Here is a 26,660-nt window from a genome sequence, read left to right on the forward strand (position 1 = left end):
CGGGGCGTGTCACCACAGTGGCCGGGTGAAGTGTGTCGCCCGCCTACATATCCGAGCCGAACTGCGCATTTCTACGGTGTGGCAACACAAAAACGTCCCCGTACCCCGCTCGGAAGTGGTGACCCATGACCACCCCGGATTCTCCGGCCTCCGCTCCCCCGACCCCACCCGGCGCACTGCGCCGAATCGTCGCCGCGAGCCTTATCGGCACCACCATCGAGTGGTACGACTTCTTTCTCTACGGCTCGGCCGCCGCGCTCGTCTTCAACAAGCTCTTCTTCCCGGACTCCGATCCGCTCGTCGGCACCCTGCTGTCGTTCCTGACCTACGCGGTCGGCTTCGCCGCCCGGCCGGTCGGCGCCCTGGTCTTCGGCCATTACGGCGACCGGCTCGGCCGTAAGAAGCTGCTGATCCTGAGTCTGCTGCTGATGGGCGGCGCGACCTGCGCCATCGGGCTGCTGCCCACCCACGCCACGGTCGGTTCGGCGGCGCCCGTACTGCTCACCGCGCTGCGTCTGATCCAGGGGTTCGCGCTCGGCGGCGAATGGGGCGGGGCGGTGCTGCTGGTGTCGGAGCACGGGGACCCGCGGCGGCGCGGGTTCTGGGCGTCCTGGCCGCAGACCGGCGCCCCGGCCGGGCAGTTGCTGGCCACGGGGGTGCTCTCCGCGCTCACCGCCCTGCTCTCCGACGACGCCTTCGAGGCATGGGGGTGGCGGGTGCCGTTCCTGCTCTCGGGGGTGCTGGTAGTGGTGGGCTTGTGGATTCGTCTCTCTGTCGATGAATCGCCGGTGTTCAAGGCGGCGCAGGCCCGTGCCGAGGCCCGTAAGGCGGCCGCGGACGAGGCGGTCACCGAGAAGATGCCGCTGGTGGCGGTCCTGCGCCACCACTGGCGGGATGTGCTGATCGCCATGGGCGCGCGGATGGCCGAGAACATCAGCTACTACGTCATCACCGCCTTCGTCCTCGTCTACGCGACCTCCGACCATGTGGGCCTCGGCAAGCAGACCGCGCTCAACGCCGTCCTGATCGCCTCGGCCGTGCACTTCGCGGTCATCCCGGCATGGGGCGCGCTCTCGGACCGGATCGGGCGCCGCCCGGTGTATCTCCTGGGCGCGGTGGGCGTCGGCGCGTGGGCCTTCCCCTTCTTCCTCCTCATCGACACCAAGGGCTTCCCGGCGCTGCTGCTCGCGGTGACGGTCGGGCTGGTCTTCCACGGCGCGATGTACGCGCCCCAGGCGGCCTTCTTCTCCGAGATGTTCGCGACCCGGATGCGGTATTCGGGAGCGTCGATCGGCGCGCAGTTCTCATCCGTCGCGGCCGGTGCGCCCGCCCCGCTGATCGCCACCGCGCTGCTGGCCGACTACGACAGCGCCACCCCGATCGCGCTCTATGTGATCGCGGCGGCCCTGCTCACCCTGGTGGCCGTGGGCGTCGCCAAGGAGACCCGGGACCGCGATCTGGCCGCCGTCGAACCGACCTCGGCCCCGTCCCCGCGGCCGGCAGCGGAGGCGGCGGAGCGCACGGCCCGTTCGGCCTCGGCTCAGTAGCCCACGGCCGAGGCCAGGCGGTGCAGCCGCAGGGCGAGCTGGATCTCCAGGGAGCGGGCGGGTGACTGCCAGTCGGGGCCGAGCAGCCGCCCGACCCGCTCCAGCCGCTGCGCCACCGTGTTGACGTGCACGTGGAGGGCGTCCTTCGTACGGGCGGGGCTCATCCCGCCCGCGAAGTACGCGTCGAGGGTGCGGATCAGCTCGGTGCCGCGCCGCTCGTCGTAGTCGATGACCGCGCCCACGGTGCGGGTCACGAAGTCCTGGACGCCGGTGCCGTCCGGGGCGCCCTCGCGGGTACCGGCCAGCAGCAGACCGAGAAAGCCGAAGTCCTCGGCGGCAGCGCCCTGTCCGGCCCGGCCCAGCACCCGCAGGGCGGCCAGACAGCGCCGCGCCTCGGCATAGCCCGCGGCGACCTCCCCGGGCCGTGCGGCGGGCGCGGGGACGGGTGCGGAGGCGCCGACGGTGACCGCGGCGTGGACGGCGGTGCCCAACTGGCGGGCGGTGCGGCGGGCGAGGGCGTCGGCGGTGTCGCCGTCGGCCAGCGGCAGCAGCAGCACGGTGCCGCCGTCGCGGGCGGCGGCCAGACCGTGCCGGGTGGCCGCCAGATGGGACGCGGCGGACCACAGCCGCCGACGGCCCTCGGCGTCCTCGGCGGGCGCGCTGCCGGGAGCGGTGGCGGGGGTGCCCACCGATCTGCTTCCGGGGGTGGCGCCGGGGCCGCTTCCGGGTGGGCCGCCAGGGCCGCTGCCGGGGCCGGGGCCAGGGCCGGTGGCGGGGGTGCCGGTGTCCGGGGCCTCGATGCCCGCGGCGAGCACCACATGGGGCGTGTCCAGGTCCGCCCGGAGCCGCGCGGCGCGCTCGCGCAGCAGCCGGGGCTCGCGGTCGGGGGTGTCGAGGAGGTCGTCCAGCAGCTCACCGCGCACCCGCTGTTCGGCCTCACCCGCCGAGCGGCGGGCGAGCTGAAGCAGCGAGGTGACCATCGCGGCGCGCTCCAGGGTGCGCTGGTCCATGGGGTCCAGCCGGGGGTGGCCGCGCAGCACGAGCGCGCCGAGGAGCTCGCCACCCGCCGAGACGGCGGCGACCCAGTCCTCCTCGCCGTCGCGCACCGCGTGGCCGTCGGCCCGGGACCGGTCGACGGCCGCCGCGGGCGCCGCGTCGACCTCGAGGAACTCCACGGAACCGCTGAGCACCTCGGCCACGGCATCGGCCACGTCGTGCACCCCGCCACCGCGCAGCACCAGCTCGGTGAGCCGGTCGTGGACCTCGGAGGCCCGCTCGATGACCCGGCTGCGGTCCCGGATGATCTCGTTGGCGGCCTCCAGCTCGGCGAGCGCCGTACGGGTCTCGGCGAGCAGATGGGCGGTGTCGATGGCCACGGCCGCGTGGGCGGCGAACGAACCGAGCAGCGCTGTCTGCTCACGTTCGAACACCCGGGCCCGGCGGTCGGCCGCGAACAGCACACCGATGACCCCGCTGCCGAGCACCAGCGGCACCCCGAGGATGGCTACGAGTCCCTCGTCCCTGACGCCCGCGTCGATGGTGTGGGTGTGCTGGAACCGCGGATCGTGGAAGTAGCTCTCGGTCACATAGGGGCGGGCGGTCTGGGCAACCAGACCGCCGAGCCCCTCCCCCATGCCGAGCCGCAACTGCTGGAAACGGGCCGAGACCGAACCGTCGGTGACCCTCATATAGGTGTCACCGGCCGTCGGGTCGTTCAGCGTCAGATAGGCGACCTCGGTGCCCAGCAGGGAGCGGGCGCGCTGCACGATGGCCTGGAGCACCGCGTCCAGATCGCGCAGCCCCGCCAAGTCGTGGGCGGTCTCGTAGAGCGCGGACAGCTCGGCCTCGCGGCGCCGTCGTCCCTCCAGCTCGCCGCGCACCCGCAGGGCGAGCAGCTTGGCGCGCTCCAGGGCCGCCAGCCGGTCGGCGGGGGCCTTGTCGGCGCGGGCGCGCAGCACCGGGCGCTCGTACGCCTCGGCGGGCGCGCCGCGTGCGAGCAATTCCAGGTAGGGGGCCTCCGGCCGGTCGTCGGGCATGGGCACAGGCATACTCCCGCCGGGCCCGGGCGCGCCAGCCGTAGGGCGGCCCGGTGCTCCTTGGACGGGGCGGCCGGGCAATACGCGGTCCGGTGGCTGAGCCAATGGGCCACCGTCCGTCGATGGCTGCGCCAGTCCGTCCGCCAGTGGCTGAGCCAATCGGCCACTGTCCGCCATTGGCTGAGCCAATCCGTTTTCGTGGCCCGGTGGCTGAGCCAATCGGCCTTCGTCACCCGGTGACCGACCCGGTGGCCCGCTCAGTGGGCGGTCCATCCGCCGTCCATGCTGAGCGAGGCACCGGTGACGAAGGACGTGTGCGGACCGCAGAGATATGCGACGGCCTCGGCGACCTCCTCGGGTTCGACCAGCCGCTTGACCGCCGTATCGGCCAGCAATACCTCGGAGACGACCCGCTCCGGCGAGATCACGTGGGCCTCGGCCTGGTCGGCGATCTGCCGTTCGACGAGCGGGGTGCGCACATAGCCGGGGTTGACGCAGTTGGAGGTCACTCCGTGCGCCGCGCCCTCCAGGGCGGCGACCTTGGAGAGCCCCTCCAGACCGTGTTTGGCGGCCACATAGGCCGACTTGTACGGGGAGGCGCGCAGCCCGTGCACCGAGGAGATGTTGACGATCCGGCCCCAGCCTTGCGCGTACATATGCGGCAGCGCGCCGCGCACCAGCCGGAACGGGGCCTCGAGCATCACGGTGAGCACCCGGGAGAAGACCTCGGGCGGAAAGTCCTCGATGGGCCGGACGAGTTGGAGCCCGGCGTTGTTGACCAGGATGTCGATACCGGCGGCGGCCCGTTCGGCGGCGTCGAGGTCGGTGAGGTCGAGGGGGTGGGCCTCGACCGGGCCGGGCAGTCCGGAGGCCGCGGTGACCAGGCCGGTGAGGCCCTCGGCGTCCAGATCGACGGCCCGCACCCGCGCCCCGGCGGTGGCCAGCCGCAGCGTACAGGCCCGGCCGATGCCCCCGGCGGCGCCCGTGACGAGTGCGGTAAGGCGGGACAGATCGAGGCCGTCGGACGGCCGGGGGCCCGGGCCTGGTGTGGTGGACGCGCTCATGAGGGGCACATTAGGCAGCCACCGGGCCCGGTCCGATGTGGGGGCGGCACATACTTCACTCCGCGACGGTGGGCTCGAACCATGTCGGGCCGTCCTCGAGCGCCTGCTTGATCCGGGACAGGGAGAAGTCCTCCATCTCGGGCAGCGCGTCGAGCGGGAACCAGTCGACGTCCAGCGACTCGTCGTCGTTCACCCGCGCCTCGCCGCCGACCGCGCGGCAGCGGAAGCAGACGTCCACGAACTGGCACCGGTCGTCGTTGGGGTAGGTCACCGGCGCCAGGGTCCGTACGAGCACGATGCGTTCGGGGACACAGCGCACTGCCGTCTCCTCCTCCACCTCGCGGACCACCGCCGTGGCCGGCTGCTCACCGGGTTCGGGGATGCCGCAGATGATCGTCCAGCGGCCGTTGTCGGCCCGGCGGCCCAGCAGCACCCGCCCTTGGTCGTCGAAGACCACGGCGCTCACGCCCGGCAGATAGAGCAGTTGGTGGCCGATGGAGGCCCTGAGGTCACGGATGAAGTCGGGGGTCGGCATGGGCCGAGGGTATCGGGCGAAAAAGGGGGCGCGCACGGCGGCCGAACGGCGCCTTCCACGGTGGGCGTTTCACGACCGACTCATCGTTTCTGCGCACCATATACACATTCCTTACGACAAGCGCTACGGTTTCGGATGTCATGGCTCGCACGACCGCCGTAAGGCGTGTCGGTGCGGTGCCCGTCACGACGGGGGGTCGACGGGATGACGTCATCAGTGGTGGAGCCTGTCGTGCAGGACCACGGCAGACCGGCCGACGGATGCGCCGGCGCGTCCGATTTCACGGGGGTCCTGATCCTGGCCGGCTGCGCCGTCTGGGCCCTGATCGCGGCCATGGGGCGGCCGGCCCGCCCCGAGGGGGTGCTGCTGTCGGTGCTGGCGGTGGCAGCCGGTTACGCATGCGGCCGGATCGCCGGATCGCTGCTGCCGTTCGCCGCGACGGCTACCGCCGGGCTCGCGGGGTTCGGCCTGGCCTGTGCCTCGCCGTACGGGCTCACCGGCCATGAGGGGGCGGGCGCGGGCCAGCTCACCCTGGCCACGGGCGCGGTCTGCTGTGCGGCCTGGGCCGCCCCGCGGGCCCTCCGCCCGGCGCTGTGGCTGCCGGCCGCGGCGATCACGCTGACGGCCGCGGTGACGGGCTCGACGGCGGGCTCGGTGGCGAGCGGCGCCGTCCTGCTGTGCTCGCTCACCGCCGCCCGGAACCGGCACCGGCTGCCGGCGCTCGCCGTGTGCGCGCTGATCGCGGCGGTCGCGGTCGGCGGCACCTGGGCGGTGGCCAAGGACGCGGTCCCGGGCGGCCTCCCGCCCGCCCTGCGCGCCCATCTCACCGAGCACCGGATCCGGCTGTGGCAGGACGCGGCCCGCATCGAGGAGACGGACCCGCTGCGCGGTGCGGGCCCGGCCCGCTTCGGCGAGCTGAGCGCCGTTGCGGCCCAGCCGCAGGGCCCGGAGGCCAAGCCCCATTCGGCGCCGCTCCAGCAGGCGGCCGGTCAGGGGCTGCCCGGGGTGGTCCTGCTGGGCGCGGCCTTCGGCTGGATGCTCCACGCCCTGTGGCGCTCTCCGCGCCCGACTCCGGTGGTCCTTACGGCGGCCGCGACCCTCACGTCCCTGGCCGTCGTGTCCTGCCTGGGCAACGCGCTGAGCTTCTCCCAGATCACCGCGGGAGCGGGCCTCCTCGCCGGACTGGCGACCGCCCGCCTGAACGACGACCCGGGAGCGGTGCCATGAGACCCGGCGCGGCGAGAGAGAACGCGCCCTCACCCGCGTCCGACGAAGGGGAATGCGGGCCCCTGATGGCCGCGAGGGACGGCGTGTCCCCCGAAAGACATCCCCGTCCCCCGAAAGAGGGGATCGGGGACCGGCTAGACCTGGGAGGTGCGCGCCGCGATCAGCCGCAGCCGGTCGCGGATGACCCGGACCGCCGCCTCCGCGTCGTCCACCGTGACCGTGAAGACGCGCCCGTCCCCGAGGCGGACCACCACGCCCTCGCCTCGGCGCACCACCACCGCCGTGCCCTTGTCGGGGCGCCATCGGTAGCCCCAGCCGCCCCACTGGCAGGGGGTGACCTTACGGGCCACATCGGCGTGGACCACATCGCTGAGCGGGATGCGGCGGCGCGGGAGCCCCATATGGCCGCAGCGGATCTCCAGCACCTCGTCGTCGACCCGCACCGCCACATGGACGAAGGCGAGGGTGCCGAAGAGCATCAGCAGCCCGGCGGTGACACAGCCGATGACGGACATCAGCAGCGGGGCGAGGCCCGAGCCCCATGGTGAGTCCACGGCGAGGTCGACACCGAGCGCCAGGCACGCGGCGCCCGCCACGGCCAGCACCCACTGCACGCGGTTGTGGGCTCGTCCGGTCCAGACCGCGGGCGGCTGCCCGGGGGCGCTCGGCGTTCCGTGGTCGTGGTGCCTCATGGTTGGCAGCGTACTCAGGTTCCGGCCGCCCGGCAGCGGGGAGAGTGATTCCGCTGGTGGAGAGCGTTGCGGTCAGCTCACCGCACGAGGCGCCGCCGTCAACCGCGCGCCGGGGCGACGGGTGCCAGCAGCACTCCTTCGGCGTAGGTCAGGGCGACCTCCGGCAAGGGGGCCTCGCGCCCGCTGAGGATGACGGTCAGCCCGCCGGGGGCGACCGCGCCGTCCGGCGGGAAGGGGTCGGCGCCGATCCGGCGCAGGGCCTGGGCGGCGACGGCCCCGGCCGAGCCATGGAGGGCGATCGGCGGCGCGTCCGGCTGCTGTACGGCGGCCCGGATGCGGTCGGCGACCAGTTCGTAATGGGTGCAGCCCAGGACGACGGTCGTTACCTCACGCGGGGTGCGGGCCGCCGCGGCGGCCACCGCGGCGTCGATCCCCTCGGTGTCCGCGTGCTGCACCGCGTCCGCGAGCCCCGGGCACGGTACCTCGGTCACCTCGACGCCGTCCGCGAAGTCGCGGATCAGTCCGCGCTGGTACGGGCTGCCGGTGGTGGCCGGGGTGGCCCAGATCGCGATCGGGCCGCCCCCGGCCGCCGCGGGCTTGATGGCGGGCACGGTCCCGACGACCGGCAGCACGGGCTCCAGCTCGGCGCGCAGCGCGGGCAGGGCGTGGACGGAGGCGGTGTTGCAGGCGACGATCAGCGCGTCGGGGCGGTGCGCGGCGGCGGCCCGGGCGCAGCCCAGGGCGAGCCCGGTGACGTCCTCGGGAGTGCGCGGTCCCCACGGCATGGTGGCGGGGTCGGAGGAGATAACGAGATCGGCGTCCGGCCGCAGTCGGCGCATCGCGGCGGCGGTGGGCAAGAGCCCGATTCCGGAGTCCATAAGCGCGATCTTCACCCGGTCACTTTAATGGATCGGTCCGGTGCGCCCGACGGCCGGGCACACCTTCGGGCAGACTTCGGCGGGTGAGCGCGCTGATGTGGATCGCCGCCGGGTCGTTGGCCGCATGGCTGTGGCTGCTGCTGGGCCAGGGTTTCTTCTGGCGTACGGACATCCGGCTGCCCCGGAGGGGCCCGGTCGGCTCCGGCCCGCCGGAGCCCGCGGGATGGCCCTCGGTGGCCGTCGTGGTGCCCGCCCGGGACGAGTCCGCCGTGCTTCCGGCCAGCCTGCCCTCGCTGCTCGCCCAGGACTATCCGGGGCCGGCGGAGATCTTCCTGATCGACGACGGCAGCTCGGACGGCACCGGAAAGCTCGCCCGTGAACTGGCCGAGGAGTACGGCGGGCTGCCGCTGACCGTCGACTCCCCCGGCGAGCCCGGCCCCGGCTGGACCGGGAAGCTGTGGGCGGTGCGGCACGGCATGGCGCTTGCGACGACCCGTATCGCCGCCGACCGTAAGGACGACGGCAACCATGAGGACGATGGCGACCGTAAGGACGAGGGCGACCGTAAGGACGAGGGCGACCGTAAGGACGAGGGCGACCGTAAGGACGACGTCGGCGTCGACTACCTGCTGCTGACGGACGCGGATATCGCACATGAACCGGACTCCCTGCGGGAGTTGGTGCGCGCGGCCGAGGCGAACGGAGTGGACCTCGTCTCCCAGATGGCGCGGCTGCGGGTGGCGACCTGCTGGGAGCGGCTGATCGTGCCCGCCTTCGTCTACTTCTTCGCCCAGCTCTACCCCTTTCGGTGGGTCAACCGGCCCCGGGGGCGCACCGCGGCGGCCGCGGGCGGCTGTGTGCTGCTGCGCCGGGAGGCCGCCGAGCGGGCCGGGATCCCGGAGACGATCCGGCAGTCGGTCATCGACGATGTGGCGCTGGCCCGCGCGGTGAAACGGTCCGGCGGGCGGATCTGGCTGGGGCTGGCCGACCGGGTCGACAGCGTGCGGCCGTATCCGCGGCTGGGCAAGCTGTGGCGGATGGTCTCGCGCAGCGCGTACACCCAGCTCCGCCACCATCCGCTGCTGTTGCTGATGACGGTCGCGGGGCTGGCGGTGGTGTATCTCGTGCCGCCCGCGGCCGTGGTCGCCGGGGTGCTGACGGAGCGTCCCGCGCTACTGGCGCTGGGCGCCGCCGCCTGGGCCCTGATGGCGGGCAGCTACATCCCGATGTTGCGCTACTACCGACAGACCCTGTGGCTGGCGCCGCTGCTGCCCCTGACGGCCCTTCTCTACCTCCTGATGACCGTGGACTCGGCGGTGCGGCACCACCTCGGACAGGGCGCGGCCTGGAAGGGGCGCACCTACGCCCGCCCCAGCGCCGCGCCCTGACGGCCGCGCCCCGTGCACCGGGTCTTCACTTGCGGCCGGGTGTCCAGTTCATGCCCCAGCCGTAGGCGTGGTCGAGGGTGCGCTGCGGGCTGACGCCACGCTGCGGGACCAGATAGCGGGCCTCGCGCTGTACGACGAGATCGCCGCCGGTGTTGGTGATGAGCGCGAGGGCGCAGACCGGGGACGGAACGGTGCACTCGTCGAGCGAGAAGTCGATCGGGGCGCCGAACTGCGGCTGGAGGGTGACCGTGGCGTGGAGGTTGGCGAAACTGCGGGCGCCCTCGTAGATGGTCACGAAGACCAGGATCCGGCGGAACGACCGCAGGTGGTCGAGGTTGATGGTGAGGTTCTCACCGGCCGCCCGGGCACCGGTCCGGTCGTCGGCGTCCAGGTGGATGAAGGGCGGCTGGTGCAGCGAGCCGAACGAGTTGCCGAGTGCCTGGACCACGCCCTTGCTGCCGTCGGAGAGTTCGAACAGCGCACCCAGGTCGAGATCGAGCTCATTGTGCATCGCCATGGCCTTGCCCAGTTTGGAGGCCCACCCCGAGAACTGCTTGTGCACCTGCCAGTTGAGGTTGACCCGCATGGTGCCGGAGGTGCCGCCCTGCTTGGTGAGCGAGACCGCGGGCGCCTCCTTCGTCAGGGTGACCTTGCTGAGGCTCACCGGCGCCGTGGCGGGCGCGGGGGCCGGGGCGGCCGGTGCGGTGGGCGGGGGCGGCGGAAGGGGCGTGGCGGGGGCGGTGGGCGGCGGAGGCGGGTAGGCCCCGGCCGGGGGGCCGGACGGCGGCGCGGCGGCGGTGTACGGGTTCTGCGCGGTCGCGTGCGGGGTCTGGGCCGCGTACGGGTTCTGCCCGGCGTTCGGCGGCGCGGCGGGGGCGGGGACGGGGGCGGCGGGCTGAGCCGGCGTCTGCCGCGGTTCGTCGACGCTGATGCCGAAGTCCGTGGCGAGCCCCGCCAGTCCGCTCTCGTACCCCTGGCCCACCGCGCGGAACTTCCAGGCGCCCTGCCTGCGGTACAGCTCGCCGAGGACGAAGGCGGTCTCGATGGTGGCGTCCTCGCTGTCGAAGCGGGCGACCTCCGCGCCGCCCGCCGCGTCCAGCACCCGGATGTGCAGACCGGGGACCTGACCGAACGTTCCGCCATCGGCCGAAGCTGCGAGGACCACGGTGTCGATGGCGGGCTCGACGCGGGCGAGGTCCACCGAAAGGGTGTCGGTCACGGTGTCACCCGTGGTCCGCTTCCCCTCGTGGCGCACCGCGCCTGAAGAGTGCGCCGCCTGGTTGTAGAAGACGAAGTCCCCGTCGGACCTGACCTTTCCGGACATCAGCAGCAGCGCCGAGGCGTCCACGTCCGGCGCCCCCGGTCCGGCGCGCCAACCGAGCTCGATCCGCACCGCACTTGCCGGTACTGGCGTGTTACCGCCCTTGCGCATCGCCATTTCCGTCCCCCTGCCTCTCTGTTCGCTCGGTCACCGGGCCACTCGGCCGCCACATACCGCGGACGACCCGTGGTTACCCGCTGAAAACGCGCCCTTTACACGATCTCAACGTACCCTGACGACCGATTTTCCCTGGTTCGCTCGGATTGGGGATCCGCGGCCACTCCGAACACTGAAAACAACCCTCCTACCGGACTCCCCAATCAGCACATGGTGGGCTTAACTTATGGTCTATGACCTCCCCCCGCAGCACTTACGGTGGCGGCTACTACTCCTCGCCGTCCTTCCCGGACACCCCCATCTACGACAGCCTTGTCGCCGAGCGGGGCACACCACAGATCGCACCCATCAGGGTGCCGTCCGCCTACGACACCGGAAGTCATCTTCCGGCCCTGCCCTCAGCGCTTCCCGCGCTGCCGGCCGCGCCCTCGCCGCAGCCCATGCACCAGGGCTACCAGCAGCAGCCGCAGCCCACCGGGTTGCAGCAGGCGCACGCGCCCTACATCCCGCCGCAGCCGACCGGCCCGCGGGGCTACCCGGGCGCTCAGCAGCCGCAGATGCAGCGGCCCGCCCCGGCAGCGCCGATGGGCTACGAGGCGATGCGCCCGGCCATGACGCGTCCGGCCGCGCCGCGTCCGGCGGCCCCCGCGCAGTCTCCCTACGAGGACCCTTACGGGCGTCAGCAGTACCCGGGCGGCCGGTCGCCGCACCCGGGAGGCGGCTACTGACGCGTGTCGGGAGGTGGTGCGACCGGGCCGGTGCCCGGTCGCGGGAAGGATCGGGCCGGATGGGACATCCCCGTCCGGCCCCTGATTTTTGTGCGGGCCGTCCGGCCCATGGATTTCCGGGGCCGGTACGGTCCCGACTCTCGAGAGGGCCGTTCGGCCCCTCCCCCGCGGCGGAACACATCGCGATGCTGGAGCGGGCAATTCCGCGAGCCATCTCCATCGCGGCGGCGGACCGGGCTCTCACTCCACTGCGGTGAAGGGCGTCTCGGCCGGTCCGGCTCGTTCGGTGTGGGGCGCGGGGCCGGCAGGGGAGCCGGTCTCGCGCTCCATGCGAACCGCGGCGCCCGGCCCACCGTAAGGACGTCACCAGGAGCACCGCAGGCACGTCATCCGGCCCGCCGCAAGGACGTCATCGGCTCCTGGCCGTACCGCTCACGGGCTCACTGACCCGCTTCGCGCTCCTTGATCCGCTCGGCGATCACCGCGGCCTGAATGCGCCGCCCCACGCCCAGCTTGGACAGGATCGCGGAGATGCGGTTCTTGACGGTCTTCTCGGCCAGGAACAGCCGCTCGGCGATCTGCCGGTTGGTCAGCCCGTCGCCGATGAGCTGAAGGATCTCCCGCTCCCGCGGTGACAGGTTCTCCAGCTCCACGGGCCCGCTGGGCGCGGGGCCGCGCAGCCGGGCCATCACCCGGGCGGTGGCGCCGGGGTCGAGCATGGAGCGGCCGTCGGCCACGGTGCGCACCGCCGACACCAGGTCGGACCCGTTGATCTGCTTGAGCACATAGCCCGCGGCCCCGGCCATGATGGCGTCGAACAGCGCCTCGTCGTCGTCGAAGGACGTCAGCATCAGACAGGCGAGGCCGGGGAGGCGGGCCCGCAACTCCCGGCAGACCTCGATCCCTTCGTGGTCCCCGCCGTCGCCCGAGGAGCCGAGCCGTACGTCGAGCACCGCGACCCGTGGCCGTACGGCGGGGGCGCGGGCGATGGCCTCGCGGGCGTTGGCCGCCTCGCCGACCACCTTCAGATCGGATTCGGCGTCCAGCAGGTCACGCAGTCCGCGCCGCACCACCTCATGGTCGTCGAGCAGAAAGACCCTGATGGGGCCGTCGGGGTCGGCTGTCTGGGGCACGGCCTCTCCATCCATGGCGCACGGGTCGCCGGTCGCGATCCGGCTGCCCAGCTTTACGTTCTGCCGCGGGGCAGCGTAAGGGGCCATTCGGCCCCCGGGCCGCTCTCCGCGCCGTCCGGCCCGATCATGGCGAGATCCCGCCCGCGTACGGCCCGTACAGATCCAGCAGCCGGGTGCGGGCACTCTGCAACCGGCCCCCGATCACCTGGGCGCAGGCCAGCGCGAGGGCGTAGCCGAGCTCCGGGTCCTCGTCGCACAGCCGGCGCACCGCCTCCGCGTTGAATTCATGCGCGCGCACCGGGCTGAGCGCCTCCGCGCCCAGATGCCAGGTGTCCGGCGGGAAGAGCCAGGACCAGCCGATGAGCTCTCCGGGGCCGAGGGTTTCGATCACCGCGGCCCGGCGCCCCGGAACATGCAGATCGAGGGTGACCGCACCGGTACGGATGATCCAGAAGCGGTCGGCCTTACGGCCCTCCTCGAAGATGCGGCCGCCCGCGGGGAAGGACACATCGCGGGCCAGCGCCATCACCCGTTCACGATGTTCGGTCTTCAGCGCGCTCAGAAGTCCCATCATGACCTCACTCTGCCGTTTCCTCTCCCCCCTCGCCCCTCGGCGGTCACTGTGCTGACGAGACAACGAGAGGCAGCGATCCAAAGCGATACGCCGACGATCGGGTATCGCTTAACCCTTACCCATTTCCGGTCACGTTTCCGATATGACACGTCATTCGTGGTCATGATGACCGATGAGGCCCCACTCCCCGTACCCTCGGCTGCTTCACCGACCCTGCGATGTCGCTCGTACTCGTCACCAAACGGGAGGCACTGGTGCTAGCCGACCCTCGTCGGTCCGCCGATCGAGCCGGAGAACACCTGCTCCACCGCCATTTCACCGCCGACGAGCTGCCCCGGCTGCGGGTGCAGATCGAGGAGTGCGCGGCCTGGGCCGGGCTCTGCGAGGCCCGTCGCGGGGACTTCGTGCTGGCCGTCGACGAGATCGCCAACAACGCCATCGAGCATGCGGGCGGCACCGGCTCCCTGCTGCTGCGGCGGATCGGCGACGAGCTGGAGTGCCGGATCAGCGACTCCGGCCCCGGCTTCTCCGAGGACGTCATCCCCCGGATCCTGCCGGGGCTGGACGGCGCCACCAGCGGCCGCGGACTGTGGCTGACCCAGCTCGTCACCGACCGACTGGCGATCAGCGCGGGCGCGGTGGGCGCCGTGGTGACGCTGGCCATGCGGCTGCGCTGAGTGGGCCGCCGGATTCCCTCGGCGACCGCTTCGGCGGGACAATGGGAGGGGACACACCCATGTGCCGGCAGGAGAGGCGGTGGGCACGGTGGAGCTTCCCGTGGTCGTCGGGGTCGACGGTTCACACGCCGCCTCGGACGCCCTGGACTGGGCGGCCGAGCTGGCCGGGCGCCGCGGGCTGCCGCTGCGCGTCGTCCACGCCTCCCTGTGGGAGCGGTACGAGGGCTACGTCGCCGGAACGGCCGCCGACCGCCCCGCCGAGCGGCTCCACAGCGAGGCGGTGCTGGCCACCGCGGCCGAGCGGGCCGGGCGGCGGGTGCCGGCCCTGAAGGTGATGACCGACCTGGCGGCCGACGACGCGGTCACCGCCCTGCTGCGCGCCGGGCAGAGCGCCGAGGCGCTGGTGGTCGGCTCGCGCGGCCGCGGCGAATTCGCCTCCCTGCTGCTCGGCTCGGTCGGACTGGGCATCGCGGCCCGCGCCCAGTGCCCGGTGGTCGTGGTGCGCGGCCGCCCGGAGAACGTGCACGGCGGGATGAACCGGGTGGTGGTGGGGATCGCCGAGCGCGAGCGCCCCGGCGAGCGGGAGCCCGCGCCGCCGTCCGCAGCCGTCGCGTTCGCCCTGCGCGAGGCCCGGCTGCGCGGCGGAGAACTGGAGGCGGTGCACGCATGGCGCTGCGCGGGTCCCGAGGACCACCGAGCGCGCGAGAACCATGGGGCACATGACGGCCACAGGGCACGCGAGAACCACGGAGGACACGAGGGCCGCGGGGCGTCGCGCGAGGATCACGCGCGGCGCGCCGCCGAGCTCCTGGACGAGACGCTGGGCGGCGCCACGGCGGCCGGGCTGTCGCCGGTGCCGGTGGCGCACCGCCCGGTCGAGGGCTCGGCGCGCAAGGCGCTGCTGGACGCCTCCGCCCACGCCGATCTGCTGGTGGTGGGGGCGCGGCGGCGGCAGGGGCACTTCGGCATGCAGCTCGGGCTTGTCAACCACGCCGTACTGCATCACGCCAAGTGCCCGGTCGCCGTGGTGCCGGTTTCCTAGGCTCCCGTCCCCCAGCGGCGCCTGACCCTGGCCGAGTTCCTTCCATCGCCGCCACCACCGACGCCGGCCCCGGCTACTCTGCTGGTGAGGGGCTCATGGGGGGGACGGTGGCCAGGTGTCGGGCAGTGCGGATCAGGGACGCCATCCGGCCCTCCCCCAACTCCGGCTCGACCAGCTTCTCGATGAGCTCCAGGCGCGGCTGGACGCCGCCCGGTCCACCCAGGACCGGATGCACAACCTGCTGGAGGCCGTGCTCAGCGTGGGCCGCGAGCTGGATCTGGAGCAGGTGCTGCGCCGGATCGTGGAGTCCGCGGTGGTGCTGGCCGACGCGGAGTACGGCGCGCTGGGTGTGATCGACCGGCATCGGCTCTCGCAGTTCCTGCCGGTGGGCATATCCGAGGAACGGGCGCACCGCATCGGCCCGTTGCCCAGTGGTCACGGACTGCTCGGCGAGCTGATCCGCCACCCCCAGTCGCTGCGGCTCACCGATCTGTCGGAGCATCCGGCGAGCTACGGCTTCCCGGAGCACCATCCGCCGATGCGCTCGTTCCTGGGCGTGCCGATCCGGGTCCGTGACGAGGTCTTCGGGAATCTCTATCTGACCGAGAAGCGCGGCGGCGCCCAGTTCGACGCCGATGACGAGGCGGTGCTGACCACCCTGTCGGTCGCGGCCGGGGTGGCCATCGACAACGCCCGGCTGTACCACGAGAGCCGGCGCCGCGAGCAGTGGCTGGAGGCGCTCGGCGTCATCACCCGTACGCTGCTGGCGGGCACCGAGGCGAGCGAGGCGCTGAGCCTGATCGCCCGGCTCGCCCTTCAGGTGGCCCTCGCCGACTCGGCGGCGATCCTGCTGCCGGCCGCGGGCACCGACTCCCTGGTGGTCGAGGTGGCCGAGGGGCATGACGCGGAGGCCATCGGCGGGCTCATGGTGCCGTCCGACGGCTCGCTGGCCGGGCTCGCCGCCCGCACCGGACGCCCCGCGGTCGCCTCGGACGTACGGGTGGACTCCCGGGCCCGGTCCTGGCCGCTGCCGGCTCCGGAGAGCGAGTTCGGCCCGGTGGTGGCCGTTCCGCTGGTCGCGGGCGCGCGGGCCTCCGGTGCGCTGCGGCTGTGCCGGCTCGCCGGGCGGCAGCCCTTCGACGACCATGAGGTGGAGCTGCTCTCGGGGTTCGCGGCGCAGGCGGCGCTCGCGCTGGAACTGGCCCGGCACCGCGCCGAGTCCGAGCATATGGCGCTGCTCCAGGACCGTGACCGGATCGCCCGGGACCTCCATGATCTGGCCATTCAGCGGCTCTTCGCGACCGGTCTCACCCTCCAGAGCGCGGGCCGGCTGATCGAACGCCCGGAGGCGGCCGAACGCGTGGGGCGGGCCGTGGACGACCTGGACGAGACCATCAAGATCATCCGTTCCACCATCTTCGCCCTGCGCACGGTCGGGGACGACGGCGGCGAACCCGCCACGCTGCGGCGCCGGCTGGTCAAGGCCGTCCGGTCGGCCTCCGACACCCTGGGCTTCGCACCGTCGCTGCTGATGGACGGCCCGGTGGACACCGATGTGCCGGATACGACCGGCGACCATGTGCTGGCGGTGCTCGCCGAGGCGCTCAGCAATACGGTGCGGCACGCCCATGCCCAGCGGGTGGAGGTGCGGCTGACCGTGGGCGCCGACATCACCTTGGTGGTCGCGGACAACGGAGTGGGCATCGGGGGCGCCGCCCCCAGCGGGGGGCTGGTCAACATGCGGTCCAGGGCCGAACTCCTGGGCGGCACCTTGGACATCGAGGCGCCCGAGGCGGGCGGCACCCGGCTGGTCTGGTGTGTCCCTCTGAACCGCCGACGGCCCGCCGGAACGGCGAAAGGGCTGGCCCCGTGATATTGCTCTCTCTTCACCGAATCCGCGCATATCCGGCCCGCCATGCGGTACCCACGAACGGGGAAGGGGGTATGTGATCCATGCGAATGATCTGGGGGCTGTGGCGCTGGCGGCGTAATCCGCTGCGCCGTAAGACCGACATCGTGGAGGCGTGCGCGGCGATGATCGCCGCGGCGCTCATCCTGCTCGTCGCCCCCGCAGCCGGCTGGGCATCGGGGTCCTTGGCGCACGGGGCGCTGGTGAGGGCCGCGCACGAACAGCGGGCCGAGCGCCATCCGCTCTCGGCCACCGTGCTGAAGGTACTGCCGCATCCGCCCATCGACTCCGATCCCGAGACCGCTTCCGCGAGAGACGCGCACCGCCGTGTCCTCGCGCGCTGGACGGGGCCGGACGGCAGCAGACACCAGGGCACGCTCGGGGCCCACCCCGGGGCCGACCCCGGTGAGCGGTTCCGGATCTGGACCGACGACCAGGGCCGCCCGGTGGGCCGCCCACTGGACACCGCGACGGCCACCACCCACGCCGTGCTGGCCGGGATCGGCGCGGCCGGGGCGACGGCGGTCCTGGTGGACGGCGCCCGGCGGCTGGTCGTATGGCGGCTCATGCGCCGGCGTTACACACAGTGGGACATCGCCTGGGAGCGAGCCGGTCAGGACTGGGGCCGGGCGGACGCCGACAGCTAGCCCCCGCGAGCGGGCCGTCGGCCCCTGCGACTGGGCAGCGCACGGGCGGGAGTTGTCATATAAACGCCAACTCCGCCCGTGGTCCACAGGCAGGTCATCTCATGGTGCCGTGCGCACGCTACGGTGGGGCATTCCATATGCGCAGCGGCGGTCGGCAGCGGCAGTCGGGCGCGCACACCGGCAACGCACGAGGTGGGGGCACAGCAGCACCATGGCACAGGGCTCGGTCGTCCAGGTGACGCACAGCGGAACGTCTCGGTGGCGGCGCCGCACCGGAGAGTACGCCTCCCTCACGGCGGCCCTGGAGGCCGCCGGGGACGGTGATGTGCTCTCCATCTCGCCCGGCACCTACCGCGAGAATCTGGTGGTGGGCCGGGCCGTCACACTGCGCGGCCCCGAGGGCTCGGCGCGCGGCTCGGTGCGCATCGCGCCGGTGGACGGAGTCGCGCTGACGATCCGTGCCTCCGCCGTGGTCCAGGATCTGCATGTCGAGGGCCAGGACTCGGCCGCCCCCGCGCTGCTGATCGAGGACGCCACCCCCGAGGTGTCGGACGTCCGGGTCGCCACGCGCTCGGCGGTCGGCATCGAGGTGCGCGGCGGCGCCCGTCCGACCGTGCGGCGCTGCACCGTGGACAACCCCGCGGGCGTCGGGCTCAGCGTGCTGGACGGCGCGGGCGGGGTGTTCGAGGAGTGCGAGGTGGTGGCCGCCGGGCAGTCCGGGGTGGCGGTGCGCGGCGGCGCCCGTCCGCGCCTGGACCGCTGCCGGGTCCACCACGCGTCCGGGGCGGGCTTCTCGCTGACCGGCGAGGGCACCTCGCTGGAGGCCGTCGGCTGCGAGGTGTACGAGATCAGGGGCGCCGGGGTGCAGGTCTCCGGGCGCGCGACCGGGCATCTCACCGACTGCCGGGTGCACCGTACGACGTCCGACGGGGTCAACCTGGACACGGACGCGGTGCTCACGCTCGCCGACTGCGAGATCCATGACATCCCGGAGAACGCGATCGACCTGAGGTCGCGTTCGGTGCTGACGCTGACCCGCTCCACGGTGCGCCGGTTCGGGCGCAACGGCCTGTCGGTGTGGGACCCGGGCACCCGGGTGGACGCCAACCAGTGCGAGCTGCACGAGAGCACCGGCGACTATCCGGCGGTGTGGGTGAGCGACGGGGCGACCGCCGTGCTCGATTCGTGCCGGGTGCGCGAGGTGCCGGACGCGCTGTTCGTCCTGGACCGCGGGTCGCGGGTCGATGTGGTCGACAGCGATCTGTCGCAGGTGCGCTCCACCGCGGTCTCGGTCAGTGACGGGGCCATCGTCCAACTGGACGACTGCCGCATCCGGGAGGCGGCCACCGGGGCGTGGTTCCGCGACCACGGCAGCGGCGGCACGCTCGCCAACTGCACGATAGACGGGGCCGCCACCGGAGTGATCGTCACCAAGGGCGCCGATCCGACGGTCGAGCGCACCACGGTCTCGGGGCCGACGGAGGCCGGGTTCTATGTGTCCGCCGAGGGCCGGGGCACGTTCACCGGCTGCCGGGTGACCGGCAGCGGGGGCTACGGCTTCCACATCATCGACGGCTGCCGCTCCACCTTGACCCGGTGCCGTACGGAGCGGTGCGCGCGCGGCGGGTACGAGTTCTCCGAGGCGGGGCCGCTGGTCGAGGACTGCACCAGCGACGAGAGCGCCACCACGGCGCTGGGCTCCCCGACCACACCCGGCCACCCGCCGCTCACCGCGCCCGCCGTGGAGACCGCCGCCTCGACGGGCGGGCTGCTGGGCGGTGTCCCCTCGCAGCGGTCCGTCCAGACCTCCGCGCCCGCCGTCGAGCCCCCGGTCTCGGTCCGCCCGTCCTCGGCGGTGCTGGGCGAACTCGACACACTGGTCGGGCTGGAGAGCGTCAAGCGCGAGGTGCGCGCTCTCACCGACATGATCGAGGTGGGCCGGCGGCGTCAGGAGGCCGGGCTCAAGGCCGCCTCCGTCCGCCGCCATCTGGTCTTCACCGGCTCCCCGGGCACCGGTAAGACGACCGTCGCCCGGCTCTACGGGGAGATCCTGGCCTCCCTCGGGGTGCTGGAGCGCGGCCATCTGGTGGAGGTCTCCCGGGTGGACCTGGTGGGTGAGCACATCGGCTCCACGGCCATACGCACCCAGGAGGCGTTCGACCGGGCGCGCGGCGGGGTGCTGTTCATCGACGAGGCGTACGCCCTCTCCCCGGAGGACTCCGGCCGGGACTTCGGCCGGGAGGCGATAGACACCCTGGTCAAGCTGATGGAGGACCACCGGGAAGCGGTCGTGGTCATCGTCGCGGGATACACCGCCGAGATGGAGCGCTTTCTGTCCGTCAACCCCGGTGTGGCCTCCCGCTTCTCGCGCACCATCACCTTCGGCGACTACGCCCCGGAGGAGCTGCTGCGGATCGTGGAGCAGCAGGCCGAGGAGCATGAGTACCGGATCGGCGAGGGGGCGGCGGAGGCGCTGCTGAAGTACTTCACGGCGCTTCCCAAGGGCCCGGCGTTCGGCAACGGACGCACCGCCCGGCAGACCTTCGAGGCGATGGTGGAGCGGCATGCGGGCCGGGTCGCCCAGCTCAGCGACCCGACCACGGACGACCTCACGCTGCTCTATCCCGAGGATCTGCCGGAGCTCCTCTGACCGGCGGCCCCCTCCTGCCCAGGCGGCGGCGTCTGCTCCGGGAGCCGGGCCAGCAGCCCGGCCCGCTCCCGGTCGAAGACGGGATCGGCCTGGTAGTCCCCATGCCCCAGGATCGGCGCGGGCAGCGGGTGTTCGGGCGTACGGCCGTAGACCAGCGGATCCTTGAGCGCGCCGCAGTCGACCTCGGGCCCGCTGCCGTCGGGCAGCCGGATGGGGCCGCCGATCGGGTCGGTGTAGCGCCACAGATTGCGCCAGTAGCGCACCTCGCCGTGGAGCGAGAGCAACTGCGTGGGGCCGAAGTAGGCGGGGAACCAGCGCCCGTAGAGCCGCTCCAGCGGTGAGCCGTAGGTGAGCAGCGCGACCTGGCCGCGGGTGCGGTGGTCGAGCTGCCAGACCGCCGCGGCGGCCAGCACACTGCCCTGGGAGTGGCCGGAGATGACCAGCCGGCCGCCGTAGCGGCGGGTCCAGGTCTCCATCCGCCAGGTCAGATCGGGCACCGCCCGCTCGGCGTAGCACGGGGGCGCGAAGGGGTGGGCGGCGCGCGGCCAGAAGGTGCCCACGTCCCACAGGATGCCGATGGTGCGGCGGGCGGAGGGGCTGCGGTAGGCACGGCGGGCCCAGGTGACCAGCATCAGGAAGGCCAGCCCCATCAGCCAGGAGCCCAGCGCCTGCGCGGTCTGGGCGGCGGCGTCCACGGCCCCGGGCGCGTCGTCGGCGGCCCGCCCCGGCACCTGGTCCGTGGCCCAGGCCCCGGTGACGGCGGCGGCGCCGAACAGCAGGGTCAGCAGCGCGACGGGGCCGACGATCCACGGGGCGGAGTCGGTGAGGCCGGCGCGGGCGATCGTGCGCGCGATCCGCCGGGTGCGCACCGCGTCGGGCCGCTCCCCCGGATAGCCGTCCATGATGGTCGGCAGCAGCCGGTTGCGCACCCGCCACACCCTTACGGTGAAGATCAGCAGCAGTACGACCAGGGCGAGCAGCAGCGCCGGGATGGCCGTGGCCAGCCAGGTCAGCAGCACCGGCGGGGCGATGCCCGGCCCCTCACCGGGGGTGGCGCCGCCGTCCAGCCAGTCGGCGAAGCGCTGGGCGACACCGCCCGCGAGCACCGCGCCGAGCCCGCAGGCCAGCACGGCGACGGCGGGCCCGGCGAGCCCGTACAGCGGGGTGCGGCCGGGAGCGGAGCGGTGGAGGACCAGGGCGCACACCGCCATGGCCACGATCAGGGCGCCCTCCCCTATGGCGATGGCGCAGAACGCCTGGTTGCCCGACAGCTTGCCGGTGGAGGCCCAGCCGGGGCGGGACCACCCGGCGTACAGCACGGAGAGCGCCAGCACCGCGAGGGCCGCACCGGGCAGCGCGGTGATGGTGACGCGGTCCAGCTCCCCGTCGACCTTGGTCTCGCTGCGGCCGCGGTAGCACACCACGGCCACCACCGCGACCGCGCCCACGGCGAGCAGCGTCAGCAGCGCCCAGCCCGCGGCGTCCTCCAGCCCGCCGCCGCCCGGCCTGCGGTCGTAGGTGGTGGTGGGCAGGGTCAGGCCCGCCGCGATGGTGAGGAACCCGGCGGCGGTGTGCGCGGCGCGCAGCCGGGCGACGATCCTGCGGCCGTACCAGAAGCCGGGCAGGCACAGCGCGGGGCGGTTGCCCGCCTCGGGGGCGGACTCGTCGACCGGGCGCTCCAGCGGCGGGGAGGACTCGTACGCGCTCCAGGTGCGGTTGGACAGGTACCACAGCAGTCCGGTGAGCGCGCCGGGCAGCACCGCGGCGAGCGCGAGCCTGCGGCCGGGCTGGCTCCACCAGCCGTGGTTCTCCGGGGACAGGAAGCCGAGCCAGGACTTGCCACCGGCGCAGTCGGCCGAACCGGCACACTGCCAGGCGATCAGGTCCAGGGCCACCTCGCAGGCCCCGGCGATCAGCAGCACGGTCAGGCTGAGCGCCACGAGCCGGACGAACAGGCCGTAGGTGCGCACGGTCCGCTCGCGCCGGTCGGCCGGGGGCCGCATCCAGTGGGCAAGGTTGGCGACCATGAACGGCAGTAAAAGCAGCCACAGGGCGCGCGAGCTGTTGCCCGAGGTGAGGTTGCACCATACGTACGCCTCGCGGATCGGACCATCCCGGTCCGGGCCCTCCCGGTCCTCCGGCGGGCGCTGCTCGGCGTCGACCTCGTCCGCCCTGCGGTAGACCGCCGCGGTCTCGTCGCCGGTGACCCGGCAGGTGCGCGGATCGCTCAGCATCTCCTCGGGGGTGGTGCCGCCCACTCCGTGGACGAGGAGTTCGAGATCGGGCGGCGGCGCTCCGCCCTTACGGGCTGCCGTCGCCCGTCGCGCCCCGTCGGCCGGCGTGTCCGTAGGCATGGTCGCTGGCACCGTGTCCCCCGATTCCGGTGTGGTGCGGTCGTTCTGCTCCAGGATTGTGCCCATCGGCCGCCTCACCCGACCCTGACAGGGCGGGCGTGGCGAAATCGTAACCCCGGGTGCTGTGGCGACCGGCTGTCCTCACCTCATGCGAAGATGAACGCGCGGGCGACGAGGGCCGACCGGAGGGAGACGAGGCAGGGTGAGCGACAACCAGAACCTCCTCGCGGAGCAGCGCCGCGCCCTGATCCTCGACGAGGTCAGGCGGCGCGGCGGGGTGCGGGTCAATGAGCTGACGCGCAAGCTCAATGTCTCGGACATGACGGTTCGTCGCGATCTGGACGCGCTGGCCCGGCTGGGCGTGGTGGAGAAGGTGCACGGCGGGGCCGTGCCGGTGGCCGAGGCGAGCACGTACGAGCCCGGGTTCGAGGCCAAGTCGGGCCTCGAGCTGAGCGCCAAGGAGGACATCGCGAAGGCGGCGGCCGCGATGGCCACGCCGGGCACCGCGATCGGTCTGGCCGGGGGCACCACGGCCTTCGCGCTGGCCCAGCAGTTGCTGGAGGTGCCGGATCTGACGGTGGTGACGAACTCGGTCCGGGTGGCCGATGTGTTCTACAACGCCCAGCGGTCGGCGGCGCTCGGCGGGGTGGGCCCGCGCCCGGGTGCGGCCACCGTCGTGCTCACCGGCGGGGTGCGCACGCCGTCGGACACTTTGGTGGGGCCGGTCGCGGACGCGGCGGTGCGCTCGCTCCACTTCGATGTGCTCTTCCTCGGAGTGCACGGCATATCGGTGGAGGCGGGTCTGTCGACGCCGAATCTCGCGGAGGCGGAGACCAACCGCCACTTCGTCAGGGCCGCGCGGCGGGTCGTGGTGGTCGCGGACCACACCAAGTGGGGCACGGTGGGGCTGAGTTCCTTCGCCTCGCTGGACCAGGTGAACGCGCTGGTCACGGACCCGGGGCTGCCGGAGGAGGCACGGGCGGAGATCTCCGAGTATCTGCCGGAGCTGGTGGTGGCGGGCGAGCCGTCCCGCACCGCAGACATCTGACACCCCGACAGTTATCGTGTGTCCATGACACACCGGTTGCGTGCCGTCGGACTGGAGTACGTCGAGACCGCCCCGTTGCGGCTCGTCTTCGTCGCCGAGATCTCGGCCTCTCCCGAGGCGGTGTTCGAGGCGTTCACCGATGTCGAGGGCTGGCCGCGGTGGTTCACATCGGTGAAGGAAGCCCGCTCCACGGACGGCGGCAAGGGCAGGGCGATCCGCCTCGTGGGCGGCGGCCGCTTCCGCGAAACGGTCATGGCGGTCGAGCCGCACGAGCGCTATGCCTACCGCGTCGACGAGACCAACGCACCGGGGCTGCGGGCGCTGCTGGAGGAGTGGACACTGCGGCCCACGGACAGCGGCGGCACCGTGGTGCGCTATGTGTTCGCGGTGGACGGCACCGCACTGCTGCGCGCTGTCGTGCGGGCGATGCGGCCGGGTCTGCGGCGCGCGTTCCACCAGGCGGTGCGGAACCTGGACCGGATGGTGGCGGCGGCCTGAGGGCCGTACGGGCCTCAGGCCGGCGGGGCAGAGGCCGGCCGGTCCGGCCGTGAGCGCCGTCAGTCGGTCCAGTTGCCCGTGGTGAGGAAGATGTCGAGCGTCTTCACATACGGCTCGATGTCCAGCCCCTGCCCTTCGAGCCACGCGTCCGAGTAGTACTTGTCCAGATACCGCTCCCCCGGATCGCACAGCAGCGTCACCACGCTCCCGGTCCGCCCCGCGGCGACCATCTCCGCGACGATCCGCAGCGCGCTCCACAGCCCCGTCCCGGTGGAACCGCCCGCCTTACGGCCGATGGCCCGCTCCAGGGCACGGACGGCCGCGACGCTCGCCGCGTCCGGGACCTTCATCATCCGGTCGATCGCGCCCGGTACGAAGCTGGGCTCCATCCGGGGGCGGCCGATGCCCTCGATGCGTGAACCGTGGTCGCTGGAGGCGCCGTCGTCATGGTGGACCCAGCCGTCGAAGAAGCAGGAGTTCTCCGGGTCGGCGACGCATACCCGGGTGTCGTACTGCATGTAGTGGACATAGCGGGCGAGGGTCGCCGAGGTGCCTCCGGTGCCCGCCGTGGCGACGACCCATGCCGGTTCGGGATAGCGCTCCAGACGCATCTGCTGATAGATCGACTCGGCGATGTTGTTGTTACCGCGCCAGTCGGTGGCCCGCTCGGCGTAGGTGAACTGGTCCATGTAGTGACCCCCGGACTCCGCCGCGAGGGCGGCGGACTCCTGGTACATGGTCCGCGGGTCGTCCACGAAATGGCACTGGCCGCCATGGAATTCGATCAGGCGGCACTTCTCCCGGCTGGTCGTGCGGGGCATCACCGCGATGAAGGGCACCCCGATCAGCTTGGCGAAGTACGCCTCGGATACGGCGGTCGAGCCGCTGGACGCCTCGATCACGGGCTTGCCCGGCCGGATCCAGCCGTTGCACAGCCCATAGAGGAACAGCGAGCGTGCCAGACGGTGCTTGAGACTCCCTGTGGGGTGGGTGGACTCGTCCTTGAGGTAGAGGTCGATCCCCCAGCGCTCGGGCAGCGGGAAGCTCAGCAGATGGGTGTCCGCCGATCGCTGGGCGTCCGCCTGGACCTTTCGGACGGCCTCCTTCAGCCATCCGCGATAGCCGTGGTCGCTGCGGTCCACGTCGATCGTCTTGATGATCCCGCGCGCCGTGCCGTCCAACGCCCACTCCTCCTGCTTGTGCCCACGCCCAGCCCAGGTGGCATACTCGTGCCGTTTCGATCCTCATTGTCCCCCAGTGCGCCCTGGTGCCCGGGGCCGGTCCCGGGCACACTGCGCAGCAGGGAAAATGAGAGACGGCGACAGAAGCGCCAGTCGGAGCCATCGGGGAGGCGGTTGTGATGGCCGATAACGAGTTCAACGCCAGGGGAGTGCGGATCGAGCGGTTCCTGCGCTCGGTCACCCGCGCCGGACAGGTCTTGATCAAGGACGGCAGGCTGGAGTTGCTGACCAGCTACGGCCGCGAGATCGACAGCGCGCCGGTGCAGTCGGTGCGCGCCAGCAAGCCCTGGTTCGTCGACGGGGACCAGGCCATGGCCACCGTGAACGGCACCCGTTACCGTCTCACCCTCGGCTCGCAGGACACCAAGTCCACCTCGGCCAAGTCCGGCTCGGGGGCCGCCAGCCGCTTCCTCGACGCCGTCCGGTCCGCTCGGGGGCACTCCCAGAAGCGGTGAAGTGGCCGAGTTGCGCATGCGCGCGGTGGGGCCGACCCTGGACGAGTATCAGTATCACTGAGGGTCAACAAGCGGTGACGCTGAGAACCGTCCCACCGGTCGCGCCCAGCAGCCACCACTGCTGAACGTGTTCGTCGCCCGCATCTGAATCAGGCTAGCCCCAACTTCTTCAGGGAGTCGCAGCCGTGATCAGTCGTCCTAGCAGGCAGTGCACGGTGGAGCTGGAGGCCCTGCCGTCGCGGATCGGACAGGTCCGCAGAATCGTGTCGGCGCAGTTGCGCTACTGGCATCTGGATCCGCTCATCGACCCGGCGGCGCTCGGCGTCACCGAACTGCTCACCAATGTGCATCGGCATGCCGAGCCGGACAAGCAGTGCACAGTTGAGATCGTTCTCATGCTGGACCGGTTGACCGTTTCGGTCCGCGACCAGGATCCGCGACTGCCCCGCCTTCGGGCCTGCGATCCCGTCGCCACGCATGGCAGGGGGCTCGCGCTGGTCGCGGCCGTCAGTCAGAGCTGGGGGATGCACGCGCGGGACGACGGCAGCGGGAAGGTCGTGTGGTTCACGCTGGCCGTGCCGCGGCCCGCCGCCACCGCCAAGTCGCCCCTCACGGCGCATGGAGCGGGCCGTACCGCACCGCCCCATCGCATGGACGCCTCCCGCCCGGCACCGGCGCCCACCACACCCATCACCGGCCCCGCGCCCACACCCGGACCCGCCACCGCCCCGACACCGGTCGCCCCGGCACCGACGCCCGTCGCACCGGCGCCCACCCCCGCACCCGTCGCCCCCGCACCCGTCGCCCCGGCACCGGCCCCCACGCCCGTCGCCGCGGCCCCGGCACCGGCCGCTGCCACGGCCCCGGCGCCTGCGGTGCGCGAGCGGGCTCCCGCGGCC

The 26,660-nt window shown here is 72.8% G+C and carries 22 protein-coding genes and 1 pseudogene; 13 read left to right on the forward strand and 10 right to left on the reverse strand.

Translation table 11 applies throughout. From position 1 onward, the window contains the following. Positions 1-125: 125 nt before the first annotated feature. On the forward strand, positions 126-1,547 hold the full coding sequence (locus ACK1X7_RS06680; protein ID WP_413114761.1) for an MFS transporter: 1,422 nt from the start codon (positions 126-128) through the stop codon (positions 1,545-1,547). Here the strand turns inward: ACK1X7_RS06680 and ACK1X7_RS06685 are convergent. The 3 genes from ACK1X7_RS06685 to ACK1X7_RS06695 form a co-directional block, all read right to left on the reverse strand. After that, the gene (locus tag ACK1X7_RS06685; protein WP_385141005.1) at positions 1,541-3,595 is read right to left on the reverse strand and encodes a helix-turn-helix domain-containing protein; all 2,055 of its coding nucleotides are present in this window, start codon (positions 3,593-3,595) and stop codon (positions 1,541-1,543) included. The genes ACK1X7_RS06680 and ACK1X7_RS06685 overlap by 7 nt on opposite strands. Before the next feature lie 245 nt (positions 3,596-3,840). Then, positions 3,841-4,647, reverse strand: coding sequence for a 3-hydroxybutyrate dehydrogenase (locus tag ACK1X7_RS06690; protein ID WP_390794606.1), 807 nt, complete (start codon positions 4,645-4,647; stop codon positions 3,841-3,843). 55 nt (positions 4,648-4,702) lie between these two features. Next, positions 4,703-5,182, reverse strand: a complete 480-nt coding sequence (locus tag ACK1X7_RS06695; RefSeq protein WP_364013177.1) for an NUDIX hydrolase — start codon at positions 5,180-5,182, stop codon at positions 4,703-4,705. Between the two features lie 231 nt (positions 5,183-5,413). Here ACK1X7_RS06695 and ACK1X7_RS06700 point away from each other — a divergent pair, with 231 nt between their 5' ends. Then, on the forward strand, positions 5,414-6,409 hold the full coding sequence (locus ACK1X7_RS06700) for an O-antigen ligase family protein (RefSeq protein WP_413116854.1): 996 nt from the start codon (positions 5,414-5,416) through the stop codon (positions 6,407-6,409). A 134-nt stretch (positions 6,410-6,543) separates the two neighbouring features. Here ACK1X7_RS06700 and ACK1X7_RS06705 read toward each other — a convergent pair whose 3' ends face one another. Both ACK1X7_RS06705 and ACK1X7_RS06710 read right to left on the reverse strand, forming a co-directional pair. Beyond that, positions 6,544-7,101, reverse strand: a complete 558-nt coding sequence (locus ACK1X7_RS06705; RefSeq protein ID WP_216347924.1) for a hypothetical protein — start codon at positions 7,099-7,101, stop codon at positions 6,544-6,546. A 98-nt stretch (positions 7,102-7,199) separates the two neighbouring features. Continuing rightward, positions 7,200-7,979, reverse strand: coding sequence for a glutamate racemase (locus tag ACK1X7_RS06710; protein WP_390794654.1), 780 nt, complete (start codon positions 7,977-7,979; stop codon positions 7,200-7,202). 83 nt (positions 7,980-8,062) lie between these two features. On the opposite strand from ACK1X7_RS06710, the gene ACK1X7_RS06715 reads away from it, so the two are divergent. Next, complete coding sequence (locus ACK1X7_RS06715) at positions 8,063-9,367, forward strand: glycosyltransferase (RefSeq protein ID WP_413114762.1); 1,305 nt, start codon at positions 8,063-8,065, stop codon at positions 9,365-9,367. A gap of 25 nt (positions 9,368-9,392) precedes the next feature. Here the strand turns inward: ACK1X7_RS06715 and ACK1X7_RS06720 are convergent, their stop codons facing one another. Next, positions 9,393-10,799 carry a TerD family protein gene (locus tag ACK1X7_RS06720; protein ID WP_413116855.1) on the reverse strand — a complete coding sequence of 469 codons (1,407 nt, stop codon included), beginning with the start codon at positions 10,797-10,799 and terminating at the stop codon, positions 9,393-9,395. Positions 10,800-11,038: 239 nt separating this feature from the next. Here ACK1X7_RS06720 and ACK1X7_RS06725 point away from each other — a divergent pair, with 239 nt between their 5' ends. Next, on the forward strand, positions 11,039-11,533 hold the full coding sequence (locus ACK1X7_RS06725; RefSeq protein WP_385141011.1) for a DUF6643 family protein: 495 nt from the start codon (positions 11,039-11,041) through the stop codon (positions 11,531-11,533). A gap of 440 nt (positions 11,534-11,973) precedes the next feature. On the opposite strand, the gene ACK1X7_RS06730 is transcribed toward ACK1X7_RS06725, so the two are convergent. Together ACK1X7_RS06730 and ACK1X7_RS06735 are read right to left on the reverse strand one after the other, a co-directional pair. Next, positions 11,974-12,681 (reverse strand): response regulator, encoded by a 708-nt coding sequence (locus ACK1X7_RS06730; RefSeq protein ID WP_385141013.1) that lies wholly within the window; start codon positions 12,679-12,681, stop codon positions 11,974-11,976. Between the two features lie 109 nt (positions 12,682-12,790). Next, entirely contained in the window at positions 12,791-13,240 is a 450-nt protein-coding gene (locus ACK1X7_RS06735) for a cyclic nucleotide-binding domain-containing protein (protein WP_385141015.1), read from the reverse strand. Positions 13,241-13,458: 218 nt separating this feature from the next. Between ACK1X7_RS06735 and ACK1X7_RS06740 the strand changes: the two genes are divergently transcribed. The 5 genes from ACK1X7_RS06740 (at position 13,459) to ACK1X7_RS06760 (ending at position 20,165) form a co-directional block, all read left to right on the forward strand. Next, positions 13,459-13,917, forward strand: a complete 459-nt coding sequence (locus tag ACK1X7_RS06740) for an ATP-binding protein (protein WP_361503079.1) — start codon at positions 13,459-13,461, stop codon at positions 13,915-13,917. A 79-nt stretch (positions 13,918-13,996) separates the two neighbouring features. Beyond that, positions 13,997-14,959 carry a universal stress protein gene (locus ACK1X7_RS06745; protein WP_385141018.1) on the forward strand — a complete coding sequence of 321 codons (963 nt, stop codon included), beginning with the start codon at positions 13,997-13,999 and terminating at the stop codon, positions 14,957-14,959. A 115-nt stretch (positions 14,960-15,074) separates the two neighbouring features. Beyond that, positions 15,075-16,832 carry a GAF domain-containing sensor histidine kinase gene (locus ACK1X7_RS06750; RefSeq protein WP_385141021.1) on the forward strand — a complete coding sequence of 586 codons (1,758 nt, stop codon included), beginning with the start codon at positions 15,075-15,077 and terminating at the stop codon, positions 16,830-16,832. A gap of 80 nt (positions 16,833-16,912) precedes the next feature. Next, positions 16,913-17,515 carry an Rv1733c family protein gene (locus tag ACK1X7_RS06755; RefSeq protein WP_385141024.1) on the forward strand — a complete coding sequence of 201 codons (603 nt, stop codon included), beginning with the start codon at positions 16,913-16,915 and terminating at the stop codon, positions 17,513-17,515. 211 nt (positions 17,516-17,726) lie between these two features. Further along, positions 17,727-20,165: a right-handed parallel beta-helix repeat-containing protein gene (locus ACK1X7_RS06760; RefSeq protein ID WP_413114763.1), complete on the forward strand. Its 2,439-nt coding sequence runs from the start codon at positions 17,727-17,729 to the stop codon at positions 20,163-20,165. Here ACK1X7_RS06760 and ACK1X7_RS06765 read toward each other — a convergent pair. Continuing rightward, complete coding sequence (locus tag ACK1X7_RS06765; protein WP_413114764.1) at positions 20,135-22,519, reverse strand: hypothetical protein; 2,385 nt, start codon at positions 22,517-22,519, stop codon at positions 20,135-20,137. The two genes, ACK1X7_RS06760 and ACK1X7_RS06765, sit on opposite strands and share 31 nt — an antisense overlap. A 202-nt stretch (positions 22,520-22,721) precedes the next feature. On the opposite strand from ACK1X7_RS06765, the gene ACK1X7_RS06770 reads away from it, so the two are divergent. Beyond that, positions 22,722-23,567 carry a DeoR/GlpR family DNA-binding transcription regulator gene (locus ACK1X7_RS06770; protein ID WP_014058797.1) on the forward strand — a complete coding sequence of 282 codons (846 nt, stop codon included), beginning with the start codon at positions 22,722-22,724 and terminating at the stop codon, positions 23,565-23,567. Between the two features lie 24 nt (positions 23,568-23,591). Continuing rightward, entirely contained in the window at positions 23,592-24,065 is a 474-nt protein-coding gene (locus ACK1X7_RS06775) for an SRPBCC family protein (protein ID WP_385141032.1), read from the forward strand. 59 nt (positions 24,066-24,124) lie between these two features. Here ACK1X7_RS06775 and ACK1X7_RS06780 read toward each other — a convergent pair whose 3' ends face one another. Further along, the gene (locus tag ACK1X7_RS06780; protein WP_385141035.1) at positions 24,125-25,246 is read right to left on the reverse strand and encodes a PLP-dependent cysteine synthase family protein; all 1,122 of its coding nucleotides are present in this window, start codon (positions 25,244-25,246) and stop codon (positions 24,125-24,127) included. 179 nt (positions 25,247-25,425) lie between these two features. On the opposite strand from ACK1X7_RS06780, the gene ACK1X7_RS06785 reads away from it, so the two are divergent. Both ACK1X7_RS06785 and ACK1X7_RS06790 read left to right on the forward strand, forming a co-directional pair. Beyond that, entirely contained in the window at positions 25,426-25,761 is a 336-nt protein-coding gene (locus ACK1X7_RS06785; protein WP_059145517.1) for a hypothetical protein, read from the forward strand. A gap of 185 nt (positions 25,762-25,946) precedes the next feature. Continuing rightward, positions 25,947-26,402: pseudogene (locus ACK1X7_RS06790) on the forward strand (ATP-binding protein); the annotation flags it as partial. Between the last annotated feature and the right edge of the window lie 258 nt (positions 26,403-26,660).

Source organism: Streptomyces sp. CY-1 (assembly GCF_047218265.1).
GTDB lineage: Bacteria > Actinomycetota > Actinomycetes > Streptomycetales > Streptomycetaceae > Streptomyces > Streptomyces niphimycinicus.